The organism is Streptomyces sp. NPDC032472, from assembly GCF_040636955.1.
Taxonomy (GTDB): Bacteria; Actinomycetota; Actinomycetes; order Streptomycetales; family Streptomycetaceae; genus Streptomyces.
Genome location: NZ_JBEZVK010000036.1, coordinates 50102 through 75999, shown reverse-complemented (window position 1 = coordinate 75999; position 25898 = coordinate 50102). Strand labels below are relative to the sequence as shown.

General features: G+C 72.8%; 24 protein-coding genes and 1 riboswitch. Of the genes, 16 read left to right on the top strand and 8 right to left on the bottom strand.

All coding sequences use genetic code 11. From position 1 onward, the window contains the following. Positions 1–186 precede the first annotated feature (186 nt). The 6 genes from AB0F11_RS23925 to AB0F11_RS23900 all read right to left on the bottom strand — a co-directional run bounded on the left by AB0F11_RS23925 (position 187) and on the right by AB0F11_RS23900 (position 7863). A complete protein-coding gene (locus tag AB0F11_RS23925; protein ID WP_362177229.1) occupies positions 187–828 on the bottom strand; it encodes a DUF5995 family protein in 642 nt (213 codons plus the stop codon). 76 nt (positions 829–904) lie between these two features. After that, on the bottom strand, positions 905–2350 hold the full coding sequence (locus AB0F11_RS23920; protein ID WP_362177226.1) for a solute carrier family 23 protein: 1446 nt from the start codon (positions 2348–2350) through the stop codon (positions 905–907). Between the two features lie 84 nt (positions 2351–2434). Next, positions 2435–3670 carry an MFS transporter gene (locus tag AB0F11_RS23915; protein WP_362177223.1) on the bottom strand — a complete coding sequence of 412 codons (1236 nt, stop codon included), beginning with the start codon at positions 3668–3670 and terminating at the stop codon, positions 2435–2437. Positions 3671–3730: 60 nt separating this feature from the next. Continuing rightward, entirely contained in the window at positions 3731–4480 is a 750-nt protein-coding gene (locus AB0F11_RS23910) for an NAD(P)H-binding protein (protein WP_362177220.1), read from the bottom strand. A gap of 29 nt (positions 4481–4509) precedes the next feature. Beyond that, a complete protein-coding gene (locus tag AB0F11_RS23905; RefSeq protein WP_362177217.1) occupies positions 4510–5439 on the bottom strand; it encodes an RNA polymerase sigma-70 factor in 930 nt (309 codons plus the stop codon). Positions 5440–5505: 66 nt separating this feature from the next. Further along, a complete protein-coding gene (locus AB0F11_RS23900; protein ID WP_362177214.1) occupies positions 5506–7863 on the bottom strand; it encodes a chitinase C-terminal domain-containing protein in 2358 nt (785 codons plus the stop codon). A 271-nt stretch (positions 7864–8134) separates the two neighbouring features. Next, positions 8135–8264: riboswitch (FMN riboswitch) on the top strand. A 229-nt stretch (positions 8265–8493) separates the two neighbouring features. Here AB0F11_RS23900 and ribD point away from each other — a divergent pair. The 10 genes from ribD to AB0F11_RS23850 all read left to right on the top strand — a co-directional run bounded on the left by ribD (position 8494) and on the right by AB0F11_RS23850 (position 17236). After that, a complete protein-coding gene (gene ribD / locus AB0F11_RS23895) occupies positions 8494–9558 on the top strand; it encodes a bifunctional diaminohydroxyphosphoribosylaminopyrimidine deaminase/5-amino-6-(5-phosphoribosylamino)uracil reductase RibD (protein WP_362177239.1) in 1065 nt (354 codons plus the stop codon). Then, a complete protein-coding gene (locus AB0F11_RS23890; RefSeq protein WP_362177211.1) occupies positions 9559–10197 on the top strand; it encodes a riboflavin synthase in 639 nt (212 codons plus the stop codon). Continuing rightward, positions 10194–10847, top strand: coding sequence for a nicotinamide mononucleotide transporter family protein (locus tag AB0F11_RS23885; RefSeq protein WP_362177208.1), 654 nt, complete (start codon positions 10194–10196; stop codon positions 10845–10847). Before AB0F11_RS23890 ends, AB0F11_RS23885 begins: the two co-directional genes overlap by 4 nt. Next, entirely contained in the window at positions 10844–12142 is a 1299-nt protein-coding gene (locus AB0F11_RS23880; RefSeq protein WP_362177206.1) for a bifunctional 3,4-dihydroxy-2-butanone-4-phosphate synthase/GTP cyclohydrolase II, read from the top strand. Before AB0F11_RS23885 ends, AB0F11_RS23880 begins: the two co-directional genes overlap by 4 nt. A 72-nt stretch (positions 12143–12214) precedes the next feature. Further along, entirely contained in the window at positions 12215–12700 is a 486-nt protein-coding gene (gene ribH, locus AB0F11_RS23875; protein WP_362177203.1) for a 6,7-dimethyl-8-ribityllumazine synthase, read from the top strand. A 35-nt stretch (positions 12701–12735) separates the two neighbouring features. Beyond that, complete coding sequence (locus tag AB0F11_RS23870; protein ID WP_361919451.1) at positions 12736–13017, top strand: phosphoribosyl-ATP diphosphatase; 282 nt, start codon at positions 12736–12738, stop codon at positions 13015–13017. 143 nt (positions 13018–13160) lie between these two features. Continuing rightward, positions 13161–14009 carry an ATP phosphoribosyltransferase gene (gene hisG / locus AB0F11_RS23865; protein WP_362177200.1) on the top strand — a complete coding sequence of 283 codons (849 nt, stop codon included), beginning with the start codon at positions 13161–13163 and terminating at the stop codon, positions 14007–14009. Positions 14010–14125: 116 nt separating this feature from the next. Further along, the gene (locus AB0F11_RS23860; RefSeq protein WP_361919461.1) at positions 14126–14590 is read left to right on the top strand and encodes a PH domain-containing protein; all 465 of its coding nucleotides are present in this window, start codon (positions 14126–14128) and stop codon (positions 14588–14590) included. A gap of 220 nt (positions 14591–14810) precedes the next feature. Continuing rightward, positions 14811–16172, top strand: a complete 1362-nt coding sequence (locus AB0F11_RS23855) for a hemolysin family protein (protein WP_362177197.1) — start codon at positions 14811–14813, stop codon at positions 16170–16172. Then, the gene (locus tag AB0F11_RS23850; protein WP_362177195.1) at positions 16169–17236 is read left to right on the top strand and encodes a hemolysin family protein; all 1068 of its coding nucleotides are present in this window, start codon (positions 16169–16171) and stop codon (positions 17234–17236) included. Before AB0F11_RS23855 ends, AB0F11_RS23850 begins: the two co-directional genes overlap by 4 nt. Positions 17237–17458: 222 nt before the next feature. Here the strand turns inward: AB0F11_RS23850 and AB0F11_RS23845 are convergent, their stop codons facing one another. Further along, a complete protein-coding gene (locus tag AB0F11_RS23845; RefSeq protein ID WP_362177193.1) occupies positions 17459–19447 on the bottom strand; it encodes an AAA family ATPase in 1989 nt (662 codons plus the stop codon). Between the two features lie 384 nt (positions 19448–19831). After that, the gene (locus tag AB0F11_RS23840; RefSeq protein ID WP_362177190.1) at positions 19832–20467 is read right to left on the bottom strand and encodes a hypothetical protein; all 636 of its coding nucleotides are present in this window, start codon (positions 20465–20467) and stop codon (positions 19832–19834) included. Between the two features lie 224 nt (positions 20468–20691). Between AB0F11_RS23840 and AB0F11_RS23835 the strand changes: the two genes are divergently transcribed. The 6 genes from AB0F11_RS23835 (at position 20692) to AB0F11_RS23810 (ending at position 25846) form a co-directional block, all read left to right on the top strand. After that, a complete protein-coding gene (locus AB0F11_RS23835) occupies positions 20692–22218 on the top strand; it encodes a peptidase C39 family protein (protein ID WP_362177187.1) in 1527 nt (508 codons plus the stop codon). Between the two features lie 98 nt (positions 22219–22316). After that, positions 22317–22742: an SPW repeat protein gene (locus AB0F11_RS23830; RefSeq protein ID WP_362177184.1), complete on the top strand. Its 426-nt coding sequence runs from the start codon at positions 22317–22319 to the stop codon at positions 22740–22742. A 189-nt stretch (positions 22743–22931) separates the two neighbouring features. Continuing rightward, the gene (locus AB0F11_RS23825) at positions 22932–23087 is read left to right on the top strand and encodes an SCO1431 family membrane protein (RefSeq protein ID WP_361913723.1); all 156 of its coding nucleotides are present in this window, start codon (positions 22932–22934) and stop codon (positions 23085–23087) included. Between the two features lie 348 nt (positions 23088–23435). Continuing rightward, positions 23436–24608 carry an acyl-CoA dehydrogenase family protein gene (locus tag AB0F11_RS23820; protein WP_362177182.1) on the top strand — a complete coding sequence of 391 codons (1173 nt, stop codon included), beginning with the start codon at positions 23436–23438 and terminating at the stop codon, positions 24606–24608. After that, positions 24608–25009 carry a GNAT family N-acetyltransferase gene (locus AB0F11_RS23815; RefSeq protein ID WP_362177179.1) on the top strand — a complete coding sequence of 134 codons (402 nt, stop codon included), beginning with the start codon at positions 24608–24610 and terminating at the stop codon, positions 25007–25009. Before AB0F11_RS23820 ends, AB0F11_RS23815 begins: the two co-directional genes overlap by 1 nt. Before the next feature lie 138 nt (positions 25010–25147). Continuing rightward, entirely contained in the window at positions 25148–25846 is a 699-nt protein-coding gene (locus tag AB0F11_RS23810) for a hypothetical protein (RefSeq protein ID WP_362177177.1), read from the top strand. The last annotated feature ends 52 nt before the right edge of the window (positions 25847–25898 follow it).

Sequence of the window (25898 nt, the reverse complement as noted above, 5' to 3'; positions counted from 1 at the left end):
GCCGGGCACCGGGCTCCGCCCGGACCCGCGCCTCAAACGCCGGCGGGGCTGGATTTGCCGAGCCCTGGCTGCGAAGGCCGGTGTTGGTGCCCGGGTTTGCTGGAGCGCCGCCCCAAGCCCCGCGCCTCAAGCGCCGGAGGGGCTGGAGTTGCCGACCGCTCGGCTGCGAAAGCGGGGCGGACGGGGTCAGGCCGTGGGGGTCAGGAGGCAGCGGCCTACCAGGCCGACGCCTGCGTCGAGGGACTCGGCGAATTCCTCGGCCAGGTCGGGGGAGCGGCGCAGCCCCCACAGCAGGCGGGCCGCCGACCACGCAGCCCCCCGCGCCCGCTCCAGGCTCCACGACCCGAGCAGATGCGTCAGCGGATCGGCGACCTCCAGCAGGTCGGGCCCCGGCATCAGGTCCTCCCGGATCCGCTCCTCCAGGCAGACCAGCGTGTCCCCGACCCGGTCGAAGTCCGCCTCCAGGGCCCCCGGTTCGCACTCCAGCGCCCGGCACGTGGAGACCACCGCCAGCGCCAGGTCGTGGCCGATGTGCGCGTTGATCCCGGCCAGCGCGTACTGCAGCGGCCGCACCCCGGGGTGCCGCCGGTACTGCAGCAGGGGCTGCCAGCACGCCGGCGCCCGCTCCGCCTCCACCGCCGCGAGGTACCGCTCGGCGAACCGCACGCTCAGCGCCTCCGCCCGCCGCGGCGCGGGGAAACCGCCGCGGCGGATGCCCTCGTACAGCGTCTCCGTCACCGTCAGGTACACCCGGTTGAAGACGGCGACCCCGTCCCGCGCCGGGAGCCGCTCGTCCAGGGCGCGCATCCGCGCGAGCACCGCTTCCATGCCTGGCAGCGTCCCAGGCGGCGGTGCGGATGCGGGGAACTTGGCCGCGCGCTTCGCCGGTTCGGGCGAACCGGGTTCAGGAACGCGTGTCGGTCCCGGGAGCGGTCCCGGTCCCGGGCTCAGGCTCGGGCTCGGGACCGCTGCCGTCCGTGCTCTCGTCGTACGTGGACGTGCCCTCGTCCAACAGCGGCTCCTGCACCTTCAGGTGGGCCGGGGCGAAGAACCGCAGCGCGTGGTAGCCCCCGATGACCACGATCGAGCCGAGGGCGATCCCGCCGAGCTCGAAGCTCTCGGTCAGCTGCAGCTTCACGCCGCCGATGCCGATGATGATGCCCGCCGCGGCCGGCACCAGGTTCAGCGGATTGCGCAGGTCCACCCGCCCGTTGAGCCAGATCTGCGCGCCGAGCAGGCCGATCATGCCGTACAGGATGACGGTGATGCCGCCGAGCACCCCGCCGGGGACCGCGGCGACGACCACGCCGAACTTCGGGCACAGGCCGAAGAGGAGGGCGAAGCCGGCGGCCGCCCAGTACGCCGCCGTCGAGTAGACCCGGGTGGCGGCCATGACACCGATGTTCTCGGAGTAGGTGGTGTTCGGCGGGCCGCCGACCGCGGTGGACAGCATGGAGGCGGCGCCGTCGGCGGCGATGGCCGTGCCGAGGGTGTCGTCGAGCGGGTCGCCGGTCATCTCGCCGACGGCCTTGATGTGCCCGGCGTTCTCGGCGATCAGGGCGATCACCACCGGCAGCGCGATCAGGATCGCCGACCACTCGAACTGCGGGGCGTGGAAGGACGGCAGTCCGATCCAGTCGGCCTTGGCGACACCCGAGAGGTCGAGCCGCCAGTGGTCGACGGCCTCGGGCCCGCCCACCGTCGAGTGGATCTTGCCGAAGAGCAGGTCGAAGAGGGCGGAGACCGCGTACCCGAAGACCAGCCCCAGGAAGATCGCGATGCGCGACCAGAATCCGCGCAGGCACACCACGGCCATGCCGGTGAACAGCATCACCAGCAGCGCCGTCCACTGGTCCTGCGGCCAGTACGTCGAGGCCGTCACCGGCGCCAGGTTGAAGCCGATCAGCATCACCACCGCGCCCGTCACCACCGGCGGCATCGCCGCGTGGATGATCCGCGCCCCGAACCGCTGCACGGCCAGCCCGGCCAGGAACAGGGCCGCGCCCACGGTGAACACCGCGCCGGTGACCACTGCGCTGTCCCCGCCCGAGGCCCGGATCGCCGCCGCCACGCCCACGAACGACAGCGAGCAGCCCAGGTACGAGGGCACCCGGCCCCGGGTGGCCAGCAGGAAGACGACCGTGGCGATGCCGGACATCATGATGGCGAGGTTCGGGTCCAGGCCCATCAGGACCGGCGCGACGAAGCTCGCGCCGAACATCGCCACGACGTGCTGGGCGCCGAGCCCCGCCGTACGCGGCCACGACAGCCGCTCGTCCGGCCGCACCACCGCGCCGGGGGCGGGGGTCCGCCCGTCTCCGTGCAGGGTCCAGCGCAGGCCGAGGCCCATGTTCCACCACTTCCGTCGAGCCGACTGATCGAGCATCCTGGCCGCAGGCGCACGCACGGCGCACGGCGCAGGGCCAGCGTTATATTACGGCCGGGTACCAGTGGTTTCGCCCCGATTGTCGCAGGCCCTTTCCACCGCCGGGACCGGCCGCTGCCGCAGCACCGCCGCGCCGGCGGTCAGCCCGAGGGCCAGCAGCGTGACCAGGGCGAAGGAGCCGACCAGCGAGGTCGCGTCGGCCACCGCGCCGATCGCCGACGGGGCGATCAGACCCGAGGTGTACGTGATCGTCGCGACGCCGGCGATGGCCTGCGCGGGGGCCGGACCGCTGCGCGCGGCCGCCGCGAACGCCAGCGGCACCACCACGGCGACCCCGAGCCCGATCAGCCCGAAGCCGGCGATGGCAGCCGCCGGGTGGCGGGCCGTCACCACGAACAGCCCGCCGACCGTGGCCAGCGCACCGCCCGCGCGGACCGTGCGGACCGGTCCGAAGCGGTCGACCACCCGGTCCCCGGCCAGGCGGGCGGCGGCCATGGTCAGGGCGAAGGCGGTGGTGCAGGCGGCGGCGAGGCCGGCGTCCGCATCGAGCACGTCTCGCAGGTAGACCGCCGACCAGTCCAGGCTCGCGCCCTCCGCGAAGACCGCGCAGAACCCGACCGCGCCGATCAGCAGGGCCGAGCGCGGGGGCCGGGCGAAGTGCGGCGGAGCCGCCTCCTGCGGCGTACTGCGCAGGTCCAGCACCCCGCGTACGGCGACCAGCCCGGCGGCGGTCAGCGCGAGCGCGGCCAGGAGGTGGTGGAGCCGGGCGTCGGCCCCGGCGTGGGCGGCGGCGGTGCCGGCCGCCGAGCCGAGCAGTGCGCCGGCGCTCCACATGCCGTGCAGCGAGGACATGATCGAACGGCCGAGCCGGTTCTCGGTCTCCACGCCGAGGGCGTTCATGGCCACGTCCGACATGCCGGAGGCGGCGCCGTACACGAGGAGGGCGCCGCACAGGGTGGGCAGGTCCGGGGCGAGGGCCGGCAGGGCGAGGGAGAGCGTCCACAGGGACAGCAGCACGCGCAGCGCGGTGCGGGCCCCGAGCCGGTGGTTGATCCGCCCGGCGAGCGGCATGGCGGCCGCGGCCCCGAGCGCGGGGAACGCCAACGCCAGCCCGAGGCTTGCGGCCCCGAGGCCGGCATGGTCCTGGATCCAAGGGATCCGGGTGGCGAAGGAGCCGGTGACGGCCCCGTGCACACAGAAAACGGCGGCAATGGCGATGCGGGCGCGGCGCAGCCGCCCGGCGCCGGGCTCGGCGGTGGATCCGTCTTCCCCGGGCGGCCTCATCCCCCCACGCTAGCCGCACCACCCCCGGACCGGCGCCGCAGCGGCAGATTCGGCCGGGCCTCAGGGGCGGTACGCCGCGAAGGGGGTGTGGCCCACCGCGTTGGCGGGAGCCAGGTGGCCGCCGCGGCGGAAGGCCGCGTACGCCCTGCCCGCCAGCGGGATCTCCACGACCCGGCGCCGCCGCCCGGTGGCGGCCAGATGCGCCCGGGCCAGGTCGGCCAGCCCGCGGACCTCCGGCCCGCCCATGTCGGCGACCCGCCCCGCGGCGACCGGCACGGCCAGCGCGGCCATCCGGTCGGCGACCTCCGCCACGTCGATGGGCTGCACCCGCACCCCCTTCGGCACCGGCACGGGCAGCGGCGCCGGCACCTTCGCCGCCGCGTCCACCACCCCCGCCACCAGGTCGTGGAACTGTGTGGTCCGCAGGATCGTCACCCCGAGCCCCGACTCCAGCAGCATCCGCTCGACCTTGTGCTTGACCACGTAGTAGCCGAGCGGCACCACGTCCACCCCGACGATCGAGATGTAGACGATGTTCGTCACGGTCCCGGCCCGCCGGGCCGCCTCGATCAGGTGTCCGGCGGCCACGTCGTCCCCGCCGCGCGGGCTGCTCGCGCAGTGCACGACCACCTCCGCCCCGGCCATCGCCGCGTCCAGCCCGCTGCCGTCGCGCAGGTCGACCGGGTGGTCCGGCGCGTGCCGGCTCAGCACCCGTACGTCGTGCCCGGCCGCCTGCAGCCGGGTGACGACGAGACTGCCCAGGTTTCCGGTGCCTCCGGTGACGAGGACGGTGGTCGTGGTCGTGGTCATGGTGTCCGTTCCTTTGCTCGGCGGTGCGGTCACCAGCTGGGATTGGACAGCCCCGCCGAATGTGACAGCTGCCGCCGGAGGAATTCCAGCTTCTGCGGATTGACCACCGCCCGCAGCCCGCCGACCCTGCCGTCCTCTCCGAGCTCGACCACCAGGACCGAGGCCGCGTCGCCCACCACGACCCCCGGCTCCCCGTTGACCACGGCGAAGCCGAACGGCAGACCGGCCGCGTACTTGTGCAGGGCGCCCAGCAGGAACCGGGCCACCTTCTCGCGGCCGAGGACGGGCCGCCGGGCCGTGTTGACCACGCCGCCGCCGTCCGCCACGTACCGCACGTCGGCGGTGAGCATGCCCTCCAGCCGGCCGAGGTCCCCGTCCCGGGCCGCCGCCAGGAAGGTCTCCACCAGGCCCTGCCACCGTGCCGGATCCGCCTCGAAGCGGGCACGGTCCGCGCCTGTACGCCCCTCGGCCACCCGGCCCGCCGCCCGCCGGTACAGCTGCCGGCAGTTGGCCTCGGACAGGTCCAGGAGGGCGGCGATCTCCCGGTGCCCGTACGCGAAGGCCTCGCGCAGCACGTACACCGCCCGCTCCACCGGCGTGAGCCGTTCCAGCAGCACCAGCAGGGCCATCGAGACGCTGTCGCGCTGCTCCGCGGACTCCAGCGGCCCCAGGGTCCCGTCCCCGGTGAGCACCGGCTCCGGCAGCCAGGGGCCGACGTACTCCTCGCGGCGGGCCCGGGCCGAGGTCAGCCGGTTCAGGCACAGGTGGGTGACGGCCTTGGCGAGCCACGCGCCGGGGTGCGCGACGTCGCCGCGGTCGCCGGCGCTCCAGCGCAGCCAGGCGTCCTGGACGGCGTCCTCGGCCTCGGTCGCGGAGCCGAGCATGCGGTAGGCGATGCCGAACATCCGGGGGCGGTGCTCCTCGAACTCCGCGGCGCCGGCGGTGGTACGTGTGATCACCACAGCAGCGTACGGGCGAGGACCCGGTGGCCGCCGGGCCACCGGGTCCTCACGTTCGGGCCGGGCTCAGCAGGCGCCCAGGTCCTTCCAGACGCCCCAGTCGCCGGTGGTGCCGGGCTCCTCGTTCTGCGTCCACCACTGCGCCTTCCAGTTGTGGCCCTTGTGCGAGACGACCGTCCCGCCCGTGTAGACCGTTCCCCCGACGTACGCCGGGTTGGTGCACGTGCCGCCCGGCGGCGTGGTCGGAGGCATGGTCGGCGGAGTCGTCGGGGGAGTGGTGGGCGGGGTCGTCGGCGGCTGGGTGCCGCCCGGCTCCACCACGGCGGTGCCGCGCGCCAGGTCGCCGGCCAGGGCGTACGTCGTGCCGGCGATGGTCACCGTCCAGTTGGACGGGGTGGACACCGGCAGGTAGTAGTTGAAGGCCAGGTCGACGGTGGCGCCCGGGGCGAGCGACTGCCAGGCCGGCAGCTTCAGCGACACCCGCTGGAAGTCGCCCTTCAGACCGCCGACGTTGTTCCCGGTGTGCCCGCTGCTGATCACCTTCGTGCCGAAGCCGGACTGGTCCGAGGCGTTGTTCGGGGCCGAGGTGCCGTAGTCGAATTGGAACTCGGTGCCGCCGGGCAGCGTGGCTTTGGTGTTGTTGGTGATCCTGAGCTTCGGGGTGATCGGGTAGTTGGAGTCGCCGAGCTTGAAGTCGGTGAACTCCGTCTTCACGTCCACGGCCTGCGCCGGCAGCGCGCCGCCCGCCTTCTTCGCCCCGTACGGCGCGGCCGCCTTGAACTTGTCGTACATCAGCGAGGTGAGCGTGTCACCGGGCTCGTACTGGCCCTTGGCCGCGTTGAAGGAGTAGTCGCCCGCGAGCTCCCACACCATGGTCCCGCCGATGCCGCGGTCGACGACGTAGTCCGCCTTGGCGCCGACCGACTGCTCGTCCTCGGTGGACAGGAAGACCTTCTTCTGCGCGTTCCACAGCCACGGCGCCACCAGGGTGGAGTCGTACTTGCGGGCGTAGGTGCCGGTCAGGGTGGTGTTCGCCGGGAAGCCGTACCGGGTGACGTAGTCGCCGACGACGCCCTTCTCCAGGTTCTTCGCGTGCCACATCGGGTTGGAGCCGGCCGGGGACTCCTGGCCGCTGGTGTCCTTGTCGTGCCACAGGTTGTCGATGCCGACCGCGCCGTCGCCGCACTTGGTCAGGCCCGAGCCGGCCGGGCAGGCCGTGGCCGCGGCCTTGCCCCACAGGCCGTCGGTGCCGCCCTGGACGTTCTTGAAGCCGCGGGTGTAGTAGGGCAGGCCGATGTTGATCCGGCCGGCCGGCATGGAGCCGCGGAAGTAGTGGTAGGCCCAGTCGGCGTTGAGGTAGCCGATGCCGCCGTACTGCTGGCTGCCGTAGACCCCGGCCGCGGCCAGCTCGGCGTCCTTGCCGTCGTCGAAGAGCGAGGCGTTCGGGCCGACGTACTCGTTCCAGGCGCCGTGCAGGTCGTAGGACATGATGTTGACGTAGTCCAGGTACTGCTGCATCTGGAACGTCTCCATGCCGCGCAGCAGGTAGCCGGAGGACGGGGCGGCCACGGTCAGCAGGTAGTGCCTGCCGTCGGCGGCACCGGCGCGGTCCAGCTTCTCGCGCAGGGTCTTCAGCAGGGCCGCGTAGCCCTGGACGAGACCGGCGCGGCGGGCGTTGGCGAGCTGCCAGTCCAGCGGGTTGCCGGCGTCCTTCATCGTGGTCGGGTACTCGTAGTCGATGTCGACGCCGTTGAAGCCGTACTTCTTGATGAACGCGACCGTGGAGTCGGCGAAGGTGTCGATGCCGGCCTGGTTGACGGAGCCGTCGGCCTTGGTGGCCATCGCGTAGAAGCCGCCCGAGTCCACCCTGGCGCCGCTGTCGTCGAAATAGCCGCCGGTCTCGGCCCAGCCGCCGACGGAGACGAGGGTCTTCACGTTCGGGTACTGCTTCTTGAACTTGTTCAGCAGATTGAAGTGGCCCTTGTAGGGGAGGGCGGGGTCCATCTCGGCGCCCGCGACGCCCGGCCACGTCATGCCGGTGGCGGCGTTCTCCGGGCCGTCCGCGCCGACGGAGATCTTGTTGTCGGACCCGACGTGGGCGAAGGCGTAGTTCAGATGGGTGACCTTGGACCACGGGATGTTGTTGGCGAGGTAGGCCGGGGTGCCGTCCTTGCCGGTCCGCCAGCCGGTGAAGTATCCGATGACGCGCCGCTGGTGGTCGGCGCCCATCTTCTCGCGGCCCTCGGAGTCGTAGACCGAGCAGTAGGGGACGTCGACGCCGGCCGTCCTGTGGAGCCCGTCCGGCCGACAGCTCTCGTTGTCGGCCGCATGGGAGACGCCCGCCGAGAGACCGCCCGCCAGCAGCCCGGCGATCGCCGCGCCGGATGCCAGGAGCAGTGCTCTCGTGCGTGTGGGGGACAGCATGGTGCCTCCTGGGGAGGGGAGGTGTGTGCAGGACACAACAGGCAGGAATGTGGTGCGTGTTGGCCCGTGACGTGCGCACATCTGACGGGCCGTCTCCCGGGGAGGGTGAGGGGAACGTTAAGAGGACTAGACCAAGCCGTCAATAGGTCTGGACCAATCCGGTACGCACCTGACGGACTCCGGCGCGAGCGCCCCCCTGTGACTCAGGCCACAGCGCTTCGCCTGCATGGGTCCCGATCACCCGTGGCAGACTGGCAGGAGTACCAATAAGCAGCGCACTCCGGGGTCGGTGTAATTCCGAACCGGCGGTATAGTCCGCGACCCGTCCGCAGCCAGCGGCCGGTTGACCAGGTGAAATTCCTGGACCGACGGTGAAAGTCCGGATGGGAGGCAGTGCGCGGCGGGCAGTCACACCGGTACGCCGCCGTCGGCGGTCCCCGTGCACCTCCGCACCCCTGCGGACGGGCACCGAGCGGACCGTTTCTCCGGCCTCGGCGTCCCTGCGTGCCTGTACCGCTCACTCTGTCGTATCCCGACAGGCCCCGGAGTCCGTGCCCGACGAGGCAGGAGGACCCGGTGGCATCCCATGACGCCGCACCGCAGGCACCGCACGACGCGGACGCCCGTGCCATGCGCCGCGCCATCGCGCTCGCCTCCCGCGGCCTCGGCTCCACCAGCCCCAACCCCGTCGTCGGCTGCGTCATCACCGACGCCGGCGGCACCGTCGTCGGCGAGGGCTGGCACCAGCGCGCCGGCGGCCCCCACGCCGAGGTCCACGCCCTGCGCGCCGCAGGCGAGGCCGCCCGCGGAGCCACCGCCTACGTCACCCTCGAACCCTGCAACCACACCGGCCGCACCGGCCCCTGCGCCCAGGCCCTGATCGAGGCCGGCGTCACCCGCGTGGTCTACGCCGTCCCCGACCCGAACCCGCAGGCCAGCGGCGGCGCCGCCACCCTGCGCGCCGCCGGGATCACCGCCGAGTCCGGGCTCCTGCAGGCCGAGGCCGAGGCCGGCAACGCCGCCTGGCTCACCTCCGTACGCCTCGGCCGCCCCCACGTCACCTGGAAGTACGCCGCCACCCTCGACGGCCGCAGCGCCGCAGCCGACGGCAGCAGCCGCTGGATCACCTGCCCCGAGTCCCGCGCCGACGTCCACCGGCTGCGCGCCGAGGCCGACGCCGTCCTCGTCGGCACCGGAACCCTGCGCACCGACGACCCCCACCTGGCCGTCCGCGGCATCGAGGGCGCCACCCAGGCCCTGCGCGTCGCCGTCGACACCCGCGCCGGCCTGCTGCCGACCGCCCGGATCCTCGACGACGCCGCGCCCACCCTCCTCGTCACCGCCGAGGACGCCGACACCCGGCACCTGCCCGGCCTCGACGTGCTCCGCCTGCCCCTGCACGACGGCCGCATCGCCGTCCACGACCTGCTCGACCGGCTGCATGCCCGCGGCGTGCGCTCCGTCCTCCTCGAAGGCGGCCCCACCCTGGCCGGAGCCTTCCTCGAAGCCGGCGCCGTCGACCGCGTCATCGGCTACCTCGCCCCGGCCCTCCTCGGCGCCGGACCCGCCGCCCTCGCCGGCGCCGGGATCACCGACATCGCCCACGCGATCCGCCTCGAGATCACCGAGGCCGTCCGCACCGGCACCGATCTGCGCATCACCGCCGTCCCCACCACCGCCCCCAAGGAGCACTGAGTGTTCACCGGAATCGTCGAAGAACTGGGCGAGGTCACCGCCATCGAGCAGCTCTCGGAGGCCTCCCGCTTCCGCCTGCGCGGCCCCGTCGTCACCGACGGCGCCAAGCACGGCGACTCCATCGCCGTCAACGGCGTCTGCCTGACCGTCGTGGAGACCGCCGACGGCGAGTTCACCGCCGACGTCATGCAGGAGACCCTGAAGCGCTCCAGCCTCGGCGCCCTGCACACCGGCTCCCGCGTCAACCTGGAGCGCCCCATGGCCCTCGGCGGACGGCTCGGCGGCCACCTCGTCCAGGGACACGTGGACGGCACCGGCGAGATCATCTCCCGCACCCCCTCCGAGCACTGGGAGATCGTCAGGATCTCCCTCCCGGAGAACCTCGCACGGTACGTCGTGGAAAAGGGCTCCATCACCGTGGACGGCGTCAGCCTCACCGTGGTCGAGGCCGCCGCCGACTACTTCACCATCAGCCTCATCCCCACCACCCTCGCGCTGACCACGCTCGGCATCAAGCAGCCCGGCGACCCGGTCAACCTCGAGGTCGACGTCCTCGCCAAGTACGTCGAACGCCTGCTCGCCGCCGGCGTGAACCCCCTGGCCGCGACCGCCGACGAGGACAAGGAGACGCACCGGTGAGCGCCCTGACCTGGCTCAACACGGAGGCGTTCACCGTCTTCGGGCAGAAGGTCATCTGGTCCGACATGATCGGCAACCTGATGGGCCTGGCCGCCCTCGCCCTCGGCTGGCGCCGCTCCATATGGACCTGGCCCGCCCAGCTGCTGTCCGGCCTGATCCTCATCGCCGCCTACGCCTCCGCCCACCTCGCCGGCGGCGTCGGCAAGCAGCTCCTCGTCATCGGCGTGGCCGCCTGGGGCTGGCGCGCCTGGCAGCTCGGCAGGCGGCAGGCCCAGGACGGCTCCATCGCCGTGCGCACCGCCACCTGGGCCGAGCGCGGCCTGCTGCTGGCCGGCGCGGCCCTCGGCACCCTCGCCGTCGGCGGACTGTTCACCCTCTACCCGGACCTGTCCTGGAACCCGTGGGCCGACGCCTACATCTTCGTCGGCACCCTCGTCGCCATGGCCGCCCAGGCCCGCGGCCTCGTCGAGTTCTGGCTCGCCTGGCTCCTGGTCGACCTGGTCGGCGTCCCCCTCGCCTTCACCGGCGGGCTGGCCTTCTCCGGCCTCGTCTACGTCGTCTACTTCGCGCTCGTCGTGTGGGGCGCCTACGACTGGTACCAGCGCTCGCGCACCACCTCCACCCCGGCCCTGGAAGGAGCAACGGCATGACCTCCCTCAAGCCCGTCCCCGACTTCGACGCCCTCATCGAGGAAGCCTTCCGGCTCGACCCCGTCGAGCAGGCCATCCGCGACATCGCGGCCGGCCGGCCGGTCGTCGTCGTCGACGACGAGGACCGCGAGAACGAGGGCGACCTCGTCGTCGCCGCCGAGAAGATCACCCCCGAGATCGTCGCGTTCATGATGAGCGAGTGCCGCGGACTGATCTGCGCCCCCATGGAGGGCCCCGAGCTGGACCGGCTCGAACTGCCCCAGATGGTCCAGCACAACACCGAGTCGATGAAGACCGCCTTCACCGTCTCCGTCGACGCGAGCGCCGCCCACGGCGTGACCACCGGCATCTCCGCCGCCGACCGCGCCACGACCCTGCGCATGCTCGCCGACGGCGTCTCCGAGCCCACGGACTTCGTCCGCCCCGGCCACATCTTCCCGCTGCGCGCCAAGTCCGGCGGCGTCCTGGTCCGCAACGGCCACACCGAGGCCGCCGTCGACCTCGCCCGCCTCGCGGGCCTGCGCCCCGTCGGCGCGATCGTCGAGATCGCCGGCGAGGACGGCGTCATGCTGCGCCTGCCCGAGCTGATCCCCTTCGCCCGCAAGCACGGCCTGACGATCATCTCCATCGAGGACCTGATCGCCTACCGCCGCTCCGCCGAGCCCACCGTCCGCCGCGAGGCCGAGGTCAACCTGCCGACCTCCTTCGGCGAGTTCACCGCGTACGGCTACCGCTCCACCGTCGACGGCGTCGAGCACGTCGCCCTCGTCCACGGCGAGATCGGCGACGGCTCCGACATCCTGGTCCGGGTCCACTCCGAGTGCCTGACCGGCGACATCTTCCACTCCCTGCGCTGCGACTGCGGACCCCAGCTGCACGCCTCCATGGCCCGCATCACGGCCGAGGGCCGCGGCGTGGTCGTCTACCTGCGCGGCCACGAGGGACGCGGCATCGGACTGGTGTCCAAGCTGCGCGCGTACGAGCTCCAGGAGCGCGGCCGCGACACCCTCGACGCCAACCTGGAGCTCGGCCTGCCCGCCGACGCCCGCGACTACGGCGCCGGCGCGCAGATCCTCGCCGACCTCGGCGTGCGCAGCGTCCGCCTGCTGACCAACAACCCCGACAAGTCCGCGGCCCTGGTCCGCCACGGCATCGACGTGGGCGCCCGGGAGCCCATGCCGGTCGAGGCGGGCGAGCACAATCTGCGGTACCTGCGCACCAAGCGGGACCGGATGGGCCACGACCTGCCCTGGCTGGGCGAGCCCGTACCGGCCTCGACCTGCGGCAACCAGTAACGACGGCACCACACCCCCGAGAAACACCAGCAGCACACCACACCACAGCACGAACCACCGAGGAGTACAGCAGTGAGCGGCAAGGGCGCACCCGAACTGAGCGTGAGGAACTGCGGAGACCTGCGGGTCGCCGTCATCGCGGCACAGTGGCACGAGAAGGTCATGGACGGCCTCGTCGACGGCGCCCTGCGCGCCCTGCACGAGCTGGGCATCGACGAGCCCACCCTGCTCCGCGTCCCCGGCAGCTTCGAGCTCCCGGTCGTGGCAAAGGTACTCGCCGGTCGCGGTTACGATGCCGTAGTCGCCCTCGGAGTGGTCATCCGCGGCGGCACCCCGCATTTCGACTACGTCTGCCAGGGCGTCACCCAGGGCCTGGTACAGGTGTCGATCGACACCGGAGTCCCCATCGGCTTCGGTGTCCTGACCTGCGACAACGAGGAACAGGCGCTGGACCGGGCCGGCCTCGAGGGCTCGAACGAGGACAAGGGACACGAAGCGGTCATCGCCGCCGTCTCCACCGCAGCCACCCTGCGGTCCGTCAGCGAACCCTGGCGCTGATCGGCAGCGGAGAACCCCTTATTCTGAGGACCATCATGGCGAACGAACCCACCAAGAGCTTCGAAGAGCTCTTCGCAGAGCTCCAGCTCAAGGCCGCTGAAGGCGACCCCGCCACCTCCCGTACCGCCGAGCTGGTCGCCAAGGGCGTCCATGCCATCGGCAAGAAGGTCGTCGAGGAGGCCGCCGAGGTCTGGATGGCCGCCGAGTACGAGGGCAAGGAAGCCGCCGCCGAGGAGATCTCCCAGCTGCTGTACCACGTCCAGGTGATGATGGTGGCGCGCGGGATCTCCCTCGACGAGGTCTACAAGCACCTCTAGGCCCGCAGGCCGGCTCCGGGCCTGCCGGGCCACCGGTCCGCGGCACCACGGGGGTCCGCCGCGACCCCTCCGCACAACCCCCGCAACACTCACCGCGTCCGCACCACGCATCCCACCGCATCCCGCAGTGAAGGAAGAAACCCATGCTCCGCATCGCCGTCCCCAACAAGGGCTCACTCTCCGGAGCGGCGTCGGCGATGCTCCATGAGGCCGGCTACCGCCAGCGCAAGGAGTCCAAGGAGCTCGTGGTCGTCGACCTCGAGAACGAGGTGGAGTTCTTCTACCTCCGCCCCAAGGACATCGCGATCTACGTGGCCTCGGGCCGGCTCGACATCGGCATCACCGGCCGCGATCTGCTGCTCGACTCGGGAGCCAACGCAGAGGAGATCCTGCCGCTCGAATTCGGGCGGTCCACCTTCCGCTACGCCACCCGCCCCGGCACCGCCAAGGGCCCCGAGGACTTCCACGGGATGACGATCGCCACCTCGTACGAGGGAATCGTCGCCAAGCACCTGGCCGAGCACGGCATCGACGCCTCCGTCGTCCACCTGGACGGCGCCGTCGAGACCGCCATCCAGCTCGGCGTCGCCGAGGTCATCGCGGACGTGGTCGAGACCGGCACCAGCCTGCGCAACGCCGGGCTCCAGGTCATCGGCGACCCGATCATGACCTCCGAGGCCGTCGTCATCCGCCGCAGCGGCGCCGACACCGACAACCCGCAGGTCCATCAGGTCCTGCGGCGCCTGCAGGGCGTCCTGGTGGCCCGCAGCTACGTGATGATGGACTACGACTGCCGCGCCGAGCACCTGGAGCGCGCCGTCGCCCTCACCCCGGGCCTGGAGTCCCCGACGGTCTCCCCGCTGCACAACGAGGGCTGGGTCGCCGTCCGCGCGATGGTCCCCGCCAAGGAGGCCCAGCGGATCATGGACGACCTGTACGAGCTCGGCGCGCGTGCGATCCTCACCACCTCGATCCACGCCTGCCGCCTGTGACGAACCGCACGTGAGCCGTACCTGACCCGCCCGTACCCCGGCCGCGCGTGACCCGTACGCGATCCGTACGCCGTCACCCGGCCCGTACGCCACCCGAAGAAGGCAACCCCAGCATCATGGCCGAGTCCGCCGCACAGCCCGCCCTTCCCGCCCTGCCGGTCACCTTCCGGCCGACCCGCACCCGGGTGGTCCTGCTGAGCGTCGGGCTCGCCATGTTCGTGACGATCACCTCGATCGCCTTCCTGCTGGAGAACCTCAGCCCGGGCGAGCGGGCCAGCTTCGTCTTCACCGCCGCCCTCATGACCTCCGTCCTCGTCCTGCTCAGCCGCCCCAAGGTGGTCGCGGACGAGGCCGGCGTGACCGTCGTCAACCTGACCACCACCCGCCGCCTGGAGTGGGCGCAGATCCTGCGCGTCAACCTCCGCCCCGGCGACCCGTGGGTGTTCCTGGACCTCAACGACGGCACCAGCCTGCCCGCCCTCGGCATCCAGCCGGGTGTCGCCAAGCAGCAGGCCATCGGTGACGCGCGCGCCCTGCGCGCACTCGCCGAGACCCGGGGAACCGGGCAGCACGACCACTGAGCAGGGCGCCGGGCAGCCCGCCCGGCCCAAGCCGACCGCTGCGTCCCATTGCGGCGACGATCTCAGTGACTACCCTGGTGGCGGGGCGCAGCCGTGCGCCCTCCCACCGGCCCCGGGACCCCGAGGCCCGCGGGCACCTGCGACTTGAGGAGTGACTCCCTCCAGCAATGGACGGATCGTCCGGTAGTACCCGCGCCGCCCTCCCCGCGGAGGCGGCGGCATGACCATCCCGCTACTCCTGCTCCTGGCGGCCTTCGCCCTGATCCTCGCCAACGGCTTCTTCGTGGCGGCCGAATTCGGCCTCGTCACCGTGGAACGGCCCGAGGCCGAACGCGCCGCAGCCGACGGCGACCGCCGTGCCCGCACGGTGGTCGCGGCCCTGCGGGAGCTGTCCTTCCAGCTCTCCGGCACCCAGCTCGGCATCACCATCACCTCCCTCGTGGTCGGCATGCTCGCCGAACCGGCCCTCGCCGCACTGCTGACGGGGCCGCTCACGGCTACCGGGCTGCCCGCGGGAGCCGTCTCCGGCGCCGCCGTGTTCATCGGCATGCTGCTCGCCTCCGCCGTCCAGATGGTCGTCGGCGAGCTCGTCCCGAAGAACTGGGCGGTCTCCCGGCCGCTCCAGGTGGCCCGCTTCGTGGCCGGCCCGCAAGCGCTGTTCTCCCGCGCCTTCCGGCCGGTCATCGCCGGCCTCAACGCCGTCGCCAACCGGCTGGTCCGGGCGCTCGGCGTGGAACCCGCCGAGGAGATGGCCTCCGCCCGCACCCCCGGCGAACTGGTCTCCCTGGTCCGCCATTCGGCGCAGGCCGGCGCCCTCGAACAGGACACCGCCGACCTCTTCGTACGGACCCTGTCGCTGGGCGAGCTCACGGCCCAGCACGTCATGACGCCCCGGGTGAAGGTCAGCGCCCTGCAGCACACGGCCACCGCCGCCGACGTGCTCAACCTGACGCGCGCCACCGGGCTGTCCCGCTTCCCGGTCTACCGCGAGCGCATCGACGAGGTCGCCGGCGTCGTCCACCTCAAGGACGCCCTCGCCGTGCCCGAAGCCGAACGCGCCCGCACCACGGTCGGCAGGATCTGCGTCGCCCCGTTGCTGGTGCCCGGCTCCCTGCCGGTGCAGCCGCTGCTGGAGCGGCTGCGCAGCGAACAGCCCATGGCCGTCGTCGTCGACGAGTACGGCGGCACCGCCGGCGTGGTCACCCTGGAGGACATCGTGGAAGAGCTCGTGGGCGAGGTCCGCGACGAGCACGACTTCGCCGAGGACGACAGCCCCGAACTGGCCGCCGTCCCCGCCGAGGACGGCCGCCCCTCGTGGGAGGCCGACGGCAGCTGCCGCGTGCACACCCTGCGCCGGATAGGCCTGGAGGTACCCGAAGGCCCGTACGAGACCGTCGCCGGCCTCGTCGCGGACCTGCTCGGCCGGATCCCCGCCCCCGGCGACCGCGCCGAACTGCCCGGCTGGAAGCTGTCCGTCCGCCAGGTCGGCCGCTACCGGGCCGAGCGGGTCCGCCTCGTGCGCACCGCGGCCGGACCGGCCGGCCAGGGCGCCCCGGCCGAGCTCGAGGCGGCCGGCCGGTGAACGCGCTCCAGCTCCTCTTCGCCCTGCTCCTGGTCCTGGCCAACGGTTTCTTCGTCGGGGCCGAGTTCGCCCTCGTCTCCGTGCGCCGCAGCCAGATCGAGCCCCTCGCCGCCGGCTCCGCGCGGGCCCGGCAGGTCCTGCACGGCCTGGAGAACCTGCCGCGGATGATGGCGGCGGCCCAGTTCGGCATCACCCTGTGCTCGCTCACCCTCGGCGCGGTCGCCGAACCCACCGTGGCCCGGCTGATGGAGCCCGTCTTCCACGCCGCCCACATACCGGCCGGGCTGATCCACCCGCTCGGCTACGCCGTGGCGCTCGCCGCCGTGGTCTTCCTGCACCTGGTCATCGGCGAGATGGTCCCCAAGAACCTCGCCATGGCCGCCCCCGAGAAGACCGCCCTGTGGTTCAGCCCCGGCCTGGTCGCCTTCGCCCGCCTGTGCGGGCCGATCACGACCTTCCTGGGGGCCTGTGCGGCGCTGGTGCTGCGCCTGTTCAAGGTGGAGCCCAAGGACGAGGTCGAGGCCGTGTACACCAGTGCGCAGCTCGGGCGGCTGGTCGAGGACTCCCGGCAGGCCGGGCTGCTGGAGCCGGGTGAGCAGGAGCGGCTGGAGGACGCGCTCGAACTGGGCAGCCGGCTCGTCACCGACGTCCTCCTGGCCCGTGACCGGCTGGTCACGGTCGGGCCCTCGGCGACGCCGCGGCAGATCGAGCAGCTGACGGTCCGGACCGGGTACTCCCGCTTCCCGGTCCGCTCCGAAGGCGGCGCCTTCATGGGCTACCTGCACGTCAAGGACGTGCTGGACCTGGAGGACCGCGAACGGGCGGTCCCGCAGCGGGTCTGGCGCCGCATGCCCACCCTCTCCTCCACCCTCCCGTTGGACGACGCCCTGAGCGTCATGCGGCACGACGCCACCCACCTGGCCCAGGTGGCGGACCCGGCCGGCCGGGTCCTGGGCCTGGTCGCCCTGGAGGACGTCCTGCAAATGCTGGTCGGCGAAGCCCGTGACCCGTCCCACCGCATCCCGGCCCGCCGCCCGCCGAGGGAATCAGCCCTGACGGCCTGACCGCCGCTCCCGGACCCCGCTGCGCGGAGCCGTTTCCCCTCCCCGCCCCTTCCCGAACCGGGCTCCGCCCGGACCCGGTTCCGGGCGCTTCGCGCCCGGTGCGCTCAAACGCCGCGCGGGCGTAAATCAGCCCCGCCGGCGTTTGAGGCGCTGGGGGTCCGGGGCGGAGCCCTCGGTTTCGGGAAGGGGCGGGGAGGGGACGGCTTAGCGCAGCGGCGCCGGCTACAGCGGCGGCGGCGGGGGCGGTGGGTCCGGGCGGTCGCGGTTGGCGGGGCCGCGGCCCGACAGGACCTCCCCGTACGCCTGCATCAGGTCCGGCAGGCGCAGCGTGGCCAGGTCCTCCCGAGACGGCTCCCCGGGAAACCCCGCCAGCCGAAGATCCCGATACGCGCAGCTCTTCTCGTACAGCGTCCGCAGGAACCGGCCATTGCCGAGCTCGTCGATCCACCCCTGCTCCACCACATGCGCGCTGATGCTCCGCAGCTCCTCCAGCGCCTCCTCGTCCCAACCGTCCCCGTTCGCCTCCGCCAGCACACCCCCGATCGCGGTCAGCTCGCCCGGCCGGTAGCTCGGGAAGTCCACCCGCGTGGTGAACCGCGACGACAGCCCCGGGTTCGTCGACAGCAGCCGGTCCATCCCGGCCGGGTACCCGGCCAGGATCACCACCAGGTGGTCCCGGTTGTCCTCCGCCCGCTTCAGCAGTACCTGCAGCGCCTCGTCCCCGTACGCGTCGCCCTTGCTGTACCCGGAGTTGGACAGGCTGTACGCCTCGTCCACGAACAGCACCCCGCCGAGCGCCGAATCGATCAGCTCGTTGGCCTTGACCGCGGTCTGCCCGAGGAACTCGCCGACCAGGTCGGCCCGCTGGGCCTCCACCAGGTGGTCCCCGCCCAGCAGCCCCAGCGCGTAGAACACCCGCCCCAGGATCCTCGCCACGGTCGTCTTGCCCGTCCCGGAGGGCCCGGAGAAAACGAAGTGCCGTTTCGGGGGCTGCACCGGCAGCCCCTGCCCGGCCCGCAGCCGGGCCATGTGCAGCTGCGCGGACAGCGCCTTGACCTGCCGTTTCACCGGTTCCAGGCCCACCATCCGCTCCAGCTCCGCGAGCGCCTCGGCCAACAGCGCCGGATCCGCCGGCCCGGCCGGCAGGCCGCCCGGCAGGCTCCCGGGCACACCGCCCGGTTCGCCCTGCGCCGGCAGCGGCACCTTGCGCCGTACGCCGCTCTCGGCCCGGCCGCCCGTACCCGGCGGCCCCCCGAACCGCGGCTCCGGCGGCTCGGTCGGCGACAGCGGGTCGGGCTGCTCCACCTGCCCGTCCGCCGCGATGTCCTGGACCGGGCCGCCGCCGCCGAGTGCGACCGCCGCGAAGTCCCCGCCGACCTGGGACAGCCCGTGTCCGGCGTACCCCTCGTAGCCGGAGCCCCCGTACCCGGCGTACCCGTCGAGGTCCTCGCTGTCCTCGATGGCCGTCAGGCGCGCCGCGGTGTCCATGAACGCCGGATCCACCCGGTGCACCGCCCGGTACAGCGGCAGCGCCGCCGCGCTGCGCCCCGTCCCCTCGTGGGCCCGCGCCAGCCAGTACCGCAGCTCCTTGCGCTGCGGCTGCTCGCTGCGGCAGCGCATCAGCGCCACCGAGAGCATCGGCTCGGCCTGCCCGTACATCTCCAGCCGGACCCGGGCCATCCCGCCGAAGAGGCCCGCCTCGATGCCCAGCAGCGGATCGTCCACCAACGGCTCGGTGTGCCGGACGAGTTGCTCCCAGTCCTTGACCAGGTAGGCCCGGCAGGCGTGCAGGAACCGCACCTGCGGGTCGGCGTCGACCGGCGGGAGGGCGGCCAGCGCCTGGTCCAGCTCGGGCACGTGCCGGCCGTCGAGCCAGTGCGAGGCGTGGGCGAGCAGCAGGTCCCGCCGGCTCTCCAGCACGGGCTGGACCCACCAGCCCAGCCAGTACCAGGAGTTCAGGGTCCGCCGGTGCCGGGCCCGCTGCTCGCCGAAGCGGTCGCGGTGGGCGTACATGCGCAATAACGCGTTGGTGGTGTCCACGCGCAGCGCATGCAGGCCCAGCCAGGCGTCGGCCATCGAGGGATCGAGCCGGACGGCCGTCCGGAACTCCTCCTCGGCCTGCGGGTAGGCGCCCATGGTGCAGGCGTCCACGCCGCGCAGCCAGGCGAGTTCGGCCGGGGCGTGCGCACTGCCCGGCGTGCCGAAATCCATCACGTCCCCCACAAGCCTGCCCCCGTGGTACGCAGCAACGGCAACCCTCGCGTCATGCCCGCGAGTTGCCTACTGCGCCGATGAAATCAGGGGTGCATCGTACCTGCGGTTACGCACCTTACGTAGGGTGCGGCGGGCGCGGGTCGGTGGCGCGTCGGCGGCACTCAAGGTGACTCAGGGTGAAGATCCGGTGGGCGTCCGACCGTCACGGAGGGGCTGGGGAAGCGGCTCCGGGCAGAACGAAGCCCCCGATCACGGGGGAACAATCGGGGGCTTCGCGTCCGCTGCGGCCTGGAAAGACCGCGCATTCAGAACGTAAGGCCGGTTCGGGGCCCAGGTCAAGCGGGTCGGTGAAGGCCTGCGCAAGCGGTTTTCCGGAGGGGCTCAGGCCTGGGGGAGTCCGTCACCTTCGGTGACGGAACCGGCCCGTCCAGGGGTCGCTCCCGCCCCGGAAGACCACTCGTATCCCGTACCCCTCTGGCGTACCAGAGTGTCCGCGAAGGGGCGCGAAGGGTCATCCGAGAAGTGCGCGAGCTCCGCGCGCTCCCATCCGTCCCAGAAATCGGAAAGTCCACGCCCGTCCCGATTTCGTCCGCACCCCCAGGACTGTGCGCGCGGCGTCTCCATCCACAGCAGCCGCGCCAGGTGCGGGCGCAGCGCCCGACGCCCGGCCCCGACGCCCTCGACGAGCAGCAGCGGCACCGGCTCCAGCACGCGCGCGGCGCCGAAGCGGCGCTCGACCCAGTCGTACGGGGCCCAGTGGGCCGGTCGCCCGGCGGCGAGCGGCTCCAGCACCTGGGTGCGCAGCCGCTCCGGCCAGGCGAAGAGCTCCTCGTGGGTGGCGACGTCGTCCAGGTGCAGAACCGGAACCCCGCCCAAGGCCTCGGAGAGCCGCCCGGCGAAGGTGCTCTTGCCGGACCCGGCGTGCCCGTCGATGCCGATCAGGCGTACGGGGCCGAGGGACGGGGGCAGGGCGGCGATCTCGAGGGCGAGTGGTGCGAGGGACCGGTGTGACTCCACCCGGCCAGCCTACGACCGGACCGCGGATCACCCCCGACACGGCCCGTGGAGTCGCCGTCCGGCCCCGGGGAACTGGAAGGGTGGGGGCGAGAAGCCGACCCGCATCCGCATCCGCATCCGCGCCCGCACCCGCACCCGCGCACCGTACTGAGCGCTCGCACCGCGCACCGTGCAGAGCGCATCGCACGGCGCGCAAGCGCACACCGACGTCTGGGGGAGTAGCCATGACCGCACCCACGCCCCGCAGGGCCCTGCTCGCCGTCGCCCTCGCGGCCGCCGCCGCGGCCACCGTGCCCGGCGGCCGCCGTGCCTGGGCAGCCGGACACCCGGGCGCAGGGCAGCCGGGCCCCGGAGAGCCGGGCCGGCCTCGCTCCGGCGCCCCGGCGGGTGAGGCCGACGCGTACGCGGGCGCTGTCACGGGCGAGGCGCGGGCCGCCGCCGGCGACGCGGCGGCCGCCCTCGCGGCCGCGGCCCGCCCGACGGTCGACAACCGGTTCTGGTACTCCGCCGCCCACTGGGGCGCCGGCACCCACCGGGGCACCGCCGTCCTCGCCGGCCCCCGCCCCGGACTGCACATCGCGACCCCGGCCGGCCGCTCCGAGTACGCCGATCCGCACACCGGGCGCAAGGCCACCTGGGAATACGCCGTCTGGACCTCCCCGGTGCACCGCTCCACCGTCCCCGGGACCGAGGTCATCGCCTCCTGGAACGCCCACACCCCGGCCGGCACCTGGATCCAGGCCGAGCTGCGGGCCACGTACGGCGACGGCGGCGTCTCCCCCTGGTACGTGATGGGCCGCTGGGCCTCCGGCGACGCCGACATCCGCCGCACCTCGGTGAACGGGCAGACCGACGGCCGCTCCACCGTGTGGACCGACACCCTCGCCGTCGACGCCCCCGCGCGGGCGGGCGGCCTGCGGATCAGGGACTGGCAGCTGCGGCTGACCCTGTACCGCAAGCCCGGCTCCGGCTCCGGCTCCGGTACCGGCACCGGCACCACCGCCGGCCACGGCCCGACCGTGTGGCTGGCCGGGGCCATGGCCTCCGACGTCCCCGACCGCTTCGAGGTCCCCGCCTCCGCCCCCTCCGGCCAGGCGCACGAGCTGCGGGTGCCCCGCTACTCCCAGGAGGTCCACGCCGGCCAGTACCCCGAGTACGACAACGGCGGCGAGGCCTGGTGCAGCCCCACCTCCTCCCAGATGATCATCGAGTACTGGGGCCGCAAGCCCGACCCGAAGGACCTGGCCTGGGTCAAGCCCGGCTACGCCGACCCGCAGGTCTGCCACGCCGCCCGCTCCACCTACGACAGCGCCTACAAGGGCTGCGGCAACTGGCCCTTCAACGCCGCCTACGCCGCGACGTACGAGGGGCTCGCCGGCGTCGTCACCCGCCTCGGCTCCCTCGGCCAGCTGGAGACCCTCGTCCGGGCCGGCATCCCCGTGATCACCTCCCAGTCCTTCCGCGCCGAGGAGCTCACCGGCGCGGGCTACGGGACCTCCGGCCACCTGATGACCGTCATCGGCTTCACCGCCTCCGGCGACGTGATCGCCAACGACCCGAACTCCCGGGACAACCCGTCCGTCCGCCGGGTCTACAAGCGCCGCGAATGGGAGAACGTGTGGCTGCGCACCAAGCGCCACAACGCCTCGGGCAAGGTCGTCTCCGGCTCCGGCGGCGTCTGCTACCTCTACGCCCCGGCCCGGCCGAGCCTCACCCAGATCGTCGCCCTCAAGACGGTGGGCGTGCTCTGAGGGGAGGCGGCGAAAACACCCGTTGACCGGCGAAAAGGATAAGCGCAACATAAAGCCATAAAGGGCACATAAATGTCTTCAGCAGGAGGCGGCCCACCATGACCACTCACAGCATCGAACACCACCCCGACCTCGCCGAGATGCGCTCGCGGTTCGAGCGGGTCACCAGCACGCCGGCCGCGCAGGCCGTGGAGGCAGCGGCCCTGATCACGGGCCTGTACCTGGCGGCGTCGCCGTGGATCGCCGGATTCAGCGGCCTCACCTCGCTGGCGGTCAACAACCTGATCGCCGGTCTCGCGTACTGCTTGTGCATGAGCGGACTCGGCTCCGCCTATGAGCGCACCCACGCCATGGCGTGGACGGCGGTGGTCATCGGAGCCTGGACGATCCTGGCCCCCTGGCTCATCGCCGGGAACGTGGACACCACCCGCACCATCGTCAGCAACGTCATCGCGGGCGCCGTCGCCCTGCTGTGCGCCCTGGCCATGGCGGGCATGGCGGGCCGCAACCGCCTGACCGCCTGACTGCCTGACCGCCTGACTGCCTGACCGTCTGGCATCCGGCACGCCGGGCCCCGACCGCAAGCCGGCCGGGGCCCGGTCACGTGGGCGGCGACGGGCTCCGGCCCCGCGAGCTGACACGCCACCGACGTGATACGCGCCACCCATGCCCTCTCTACCGCGAAAGCCGCAAACGCTGGCACATTGGACGGCATGACCGCACACAGTGCAGCCCTCATCGCCCGCGCCCGCAACAAGGCCCGTACCGGCGGCCCCCAGGACGATTCCCCTTCCTGGCTGGAGCACGTCCTCGGATGGACGCTGGTGGTCGTCGTCGCCATGTTCGTCACGCAGCTCGGCCTGGTCTGACCCTCCCGTATTCCTCAACTCCCCGCCTCCGGTTGGCGAGTTGCGAGCCGCGCCCCCCTGCCGGAGCCCCGCCGGTGCTCCCGCCCGGGCCGGCGCCGCCACCTCCCGGGGAGTTCGTCCCGGAGTGTCCCCACCCGCCCGTTCTCGCAGCTCAAGCCGCGAAATCCTGGTGATCTTGCCCCGGTGACGGGAAGCCCCTGATCGGGCATACTCAAGCCGCCGCAGCCGCTGAACAGCCCCTTCCGCAACCCGGGAGGGCAGTATCGGCTGTGAGAGCACCGATCCCCGGCGGCGCGTCCCACACCTCACGCGTCGCCGCCGTGCCCGACCAGGGAGGAGAGCGCCGCCATGAACGACCGCGCCCCGCAGCCGGTGGACCGACAGCTGCCCACCGAGGAGTCCCGGGACCTGCTGGCGCTCGTACGAGACATCGCCCAGCGCGAGATCCGCCCCCAGGCGGCCGAGCAGGAGGACGCCGGGCGCTTCCCCCGCGAGGTCTTCACCCTGCTCTCCGAGGCCGGCCTGCTGGGACTCCCGTACGACAGCGAGTTCGGCGGCGGTGACCAGCCGTACGAGGTCTACCTCCAGGTCCTGGAAGAGCTCGCCGCGGCCCGCCTGACCGTCGGCCTCGGCGTCAGCGTGCACTCCCTCTCCTGCCACGGCCTGGCCGGCTACGGCACCAAGCAGCAGCAGGCGGCCCACCTCCCCGAGATGCTCGGCGGCGGCCTGCTGGGCGCCTACTGCCTCTCCGAGCCGGCCTCCGGCTCCGACGCCGCCTCGCTGACCACCAAGGCCGTCCGCGACGGCGACGACTGGATCATCAACGGCACCAAGGCCTGGATCACCCACGGCGGCGTCGCCGACTTCTACACCGTCCTCGCCCGCACCGGCGGCGAGGGCCCCAAGGGCATCACCGCCTTCCTCGTCCCCGGCGACGCGGAGGGCCTCTCGGCCGCCGCCCCGGAGAAGAAGATGGGCATGAAGGGCTCGCCCACGGCCCAGCTGCACTTCGACGGCGTCCGCGTCCCCGACACGCGCCGCATCGGCGAGGAGGGCCAGGGCTTCACCATCGCCCTGGCCGCCCTCGACGCCGGCCGCCTCGGGATCGCCGCCTGCGCCATCGGCGTCGCCCAGGCCGCCCTGGACGAGGCCCTCTCGTACGCCCTCGGCCGCAAGCAGTTCGGGCACCCCATCGCCGACTTCCAGGGGCTGCGCTTCATGCTCGCCGACATGGCGACCAAGATCGAGGCGGGCCGGTCCCTGTACCTGGCGGCGGCCCGGCTGCGCGACGCGGGCAAGCCGTTCTCCCGGCAGGCCGCCATGGCCAAGCTGTTCTGCACGGACGCGGCCATGGCCGTCACCACGGACGCGGTCCAGGTCCTCGGCGGCTACGGCTACACCGCGGACTTCCCGGTCGAGCGCCTGATGCGCGAGGCCAAGGTGCTCCAGATCGTGGAGGGCACCAACCAGATCCAGCGCATGGTCATCGCCCGCCACCTGGCGGGACCCGAGTCGCGCTGATGCCGCCGCTGGTCCTCGCGGTGCGGCCGGCCCTGACCGACGCCGAGCTGAACGAGCTGTTCGCCGCCGCCTGGCCGGGGCACCGGACGGCCCGGTTCGGACCGGTCCTGGCCCGCAGCACCGCGTGGATCACCGCCCGGCGGGCCGGCCGCCTGGTCGGCTACGTCAACGTCGCGGGCGACGGCGGCGCCCACGCCTTCATCCTGGACACCACCGTCCACCCGGACGAACGCCGCCGCGGCCTCGGAGTCCGCCTGGTCCGCGCCGCCGCCGAGGAGGCGCGGACCGCCGGGGCCCACTGGCTCCACGTCGACTACGAGCCCCACCTGCGCCCCTTCTACACCCGCTGCGGCTTCCACCCGACAACGGCGGGCCTGCTCCGGCTCCAGCCCGATCCCTGAGGACGATATGACTGTTGCCCCCTCAGGACGATATGACTGTTGCCCCCTGGGGGTGATCAGGCGTGCGCAGCGGCAGGTCCATGATCGGTACGTCGCTATAAAGGGCCCGTCCAGTTGATCAACTGATGGGTCTTCACCGTGCTGAACGCAGCTCTGCGCGTCCTCGCCGTCACCACGCTCGCCGCAGCCTCCGTGACCTTGACCGTTCCCGCCGACGCGACCGACCACCGGGCCGCAGCGCCGAAGGCGCCGGCCCCGGACACCGGCCCCTGCGGACCGGTCGGCCGACTCCACGCGATCGACTGGTGGCGCACCACCACCTCCCCCGCCATCGCCCCGGCCGTGTGGCAGGCCGCAGCCGAGGAGAACTGGCAGTGGCGCGACGACACCAACACCCTGTGGCGCGGTGACACGCGGGAGACTGTGGAGCAGCTCTTCCAGGACGGCTTCACGTCGCGCGGGGAGACGCTGACCCCGCTCGCCGAGTACATCGTCAAGGGCGGCGGCCAGAACACCGCGCACGTCAGCACGAGTTGCGAGAAGTGGGTGGCGCAGAAGTTCGCCACGTACGGCACGGCGAAGACGGGGTGGGTGTACGAGATCGAGGCGCCAGGCGGCATCGACGTCAACGCCACCGCCCGCCTCAACGACTACCAGTCGCCCTACCTCTGGAACAAGGAGATCGACTTCCCGGGCGGCATCAGCGGCGACCACATCAAGAGCGCCTGCAAGTACAAGCTCGTGAGCACCGACCCGGCGACCAAGGTCAACAGCTACGAGAACCTGGGCTGCCTGACCAACGCCCACTTCAAGCCCACCCTGACCACCGCCCACTGACCCGGCAGGGTGGACCTGGCGGGCGGAGGCCGCGCCGCACGGCCCGGCCGCC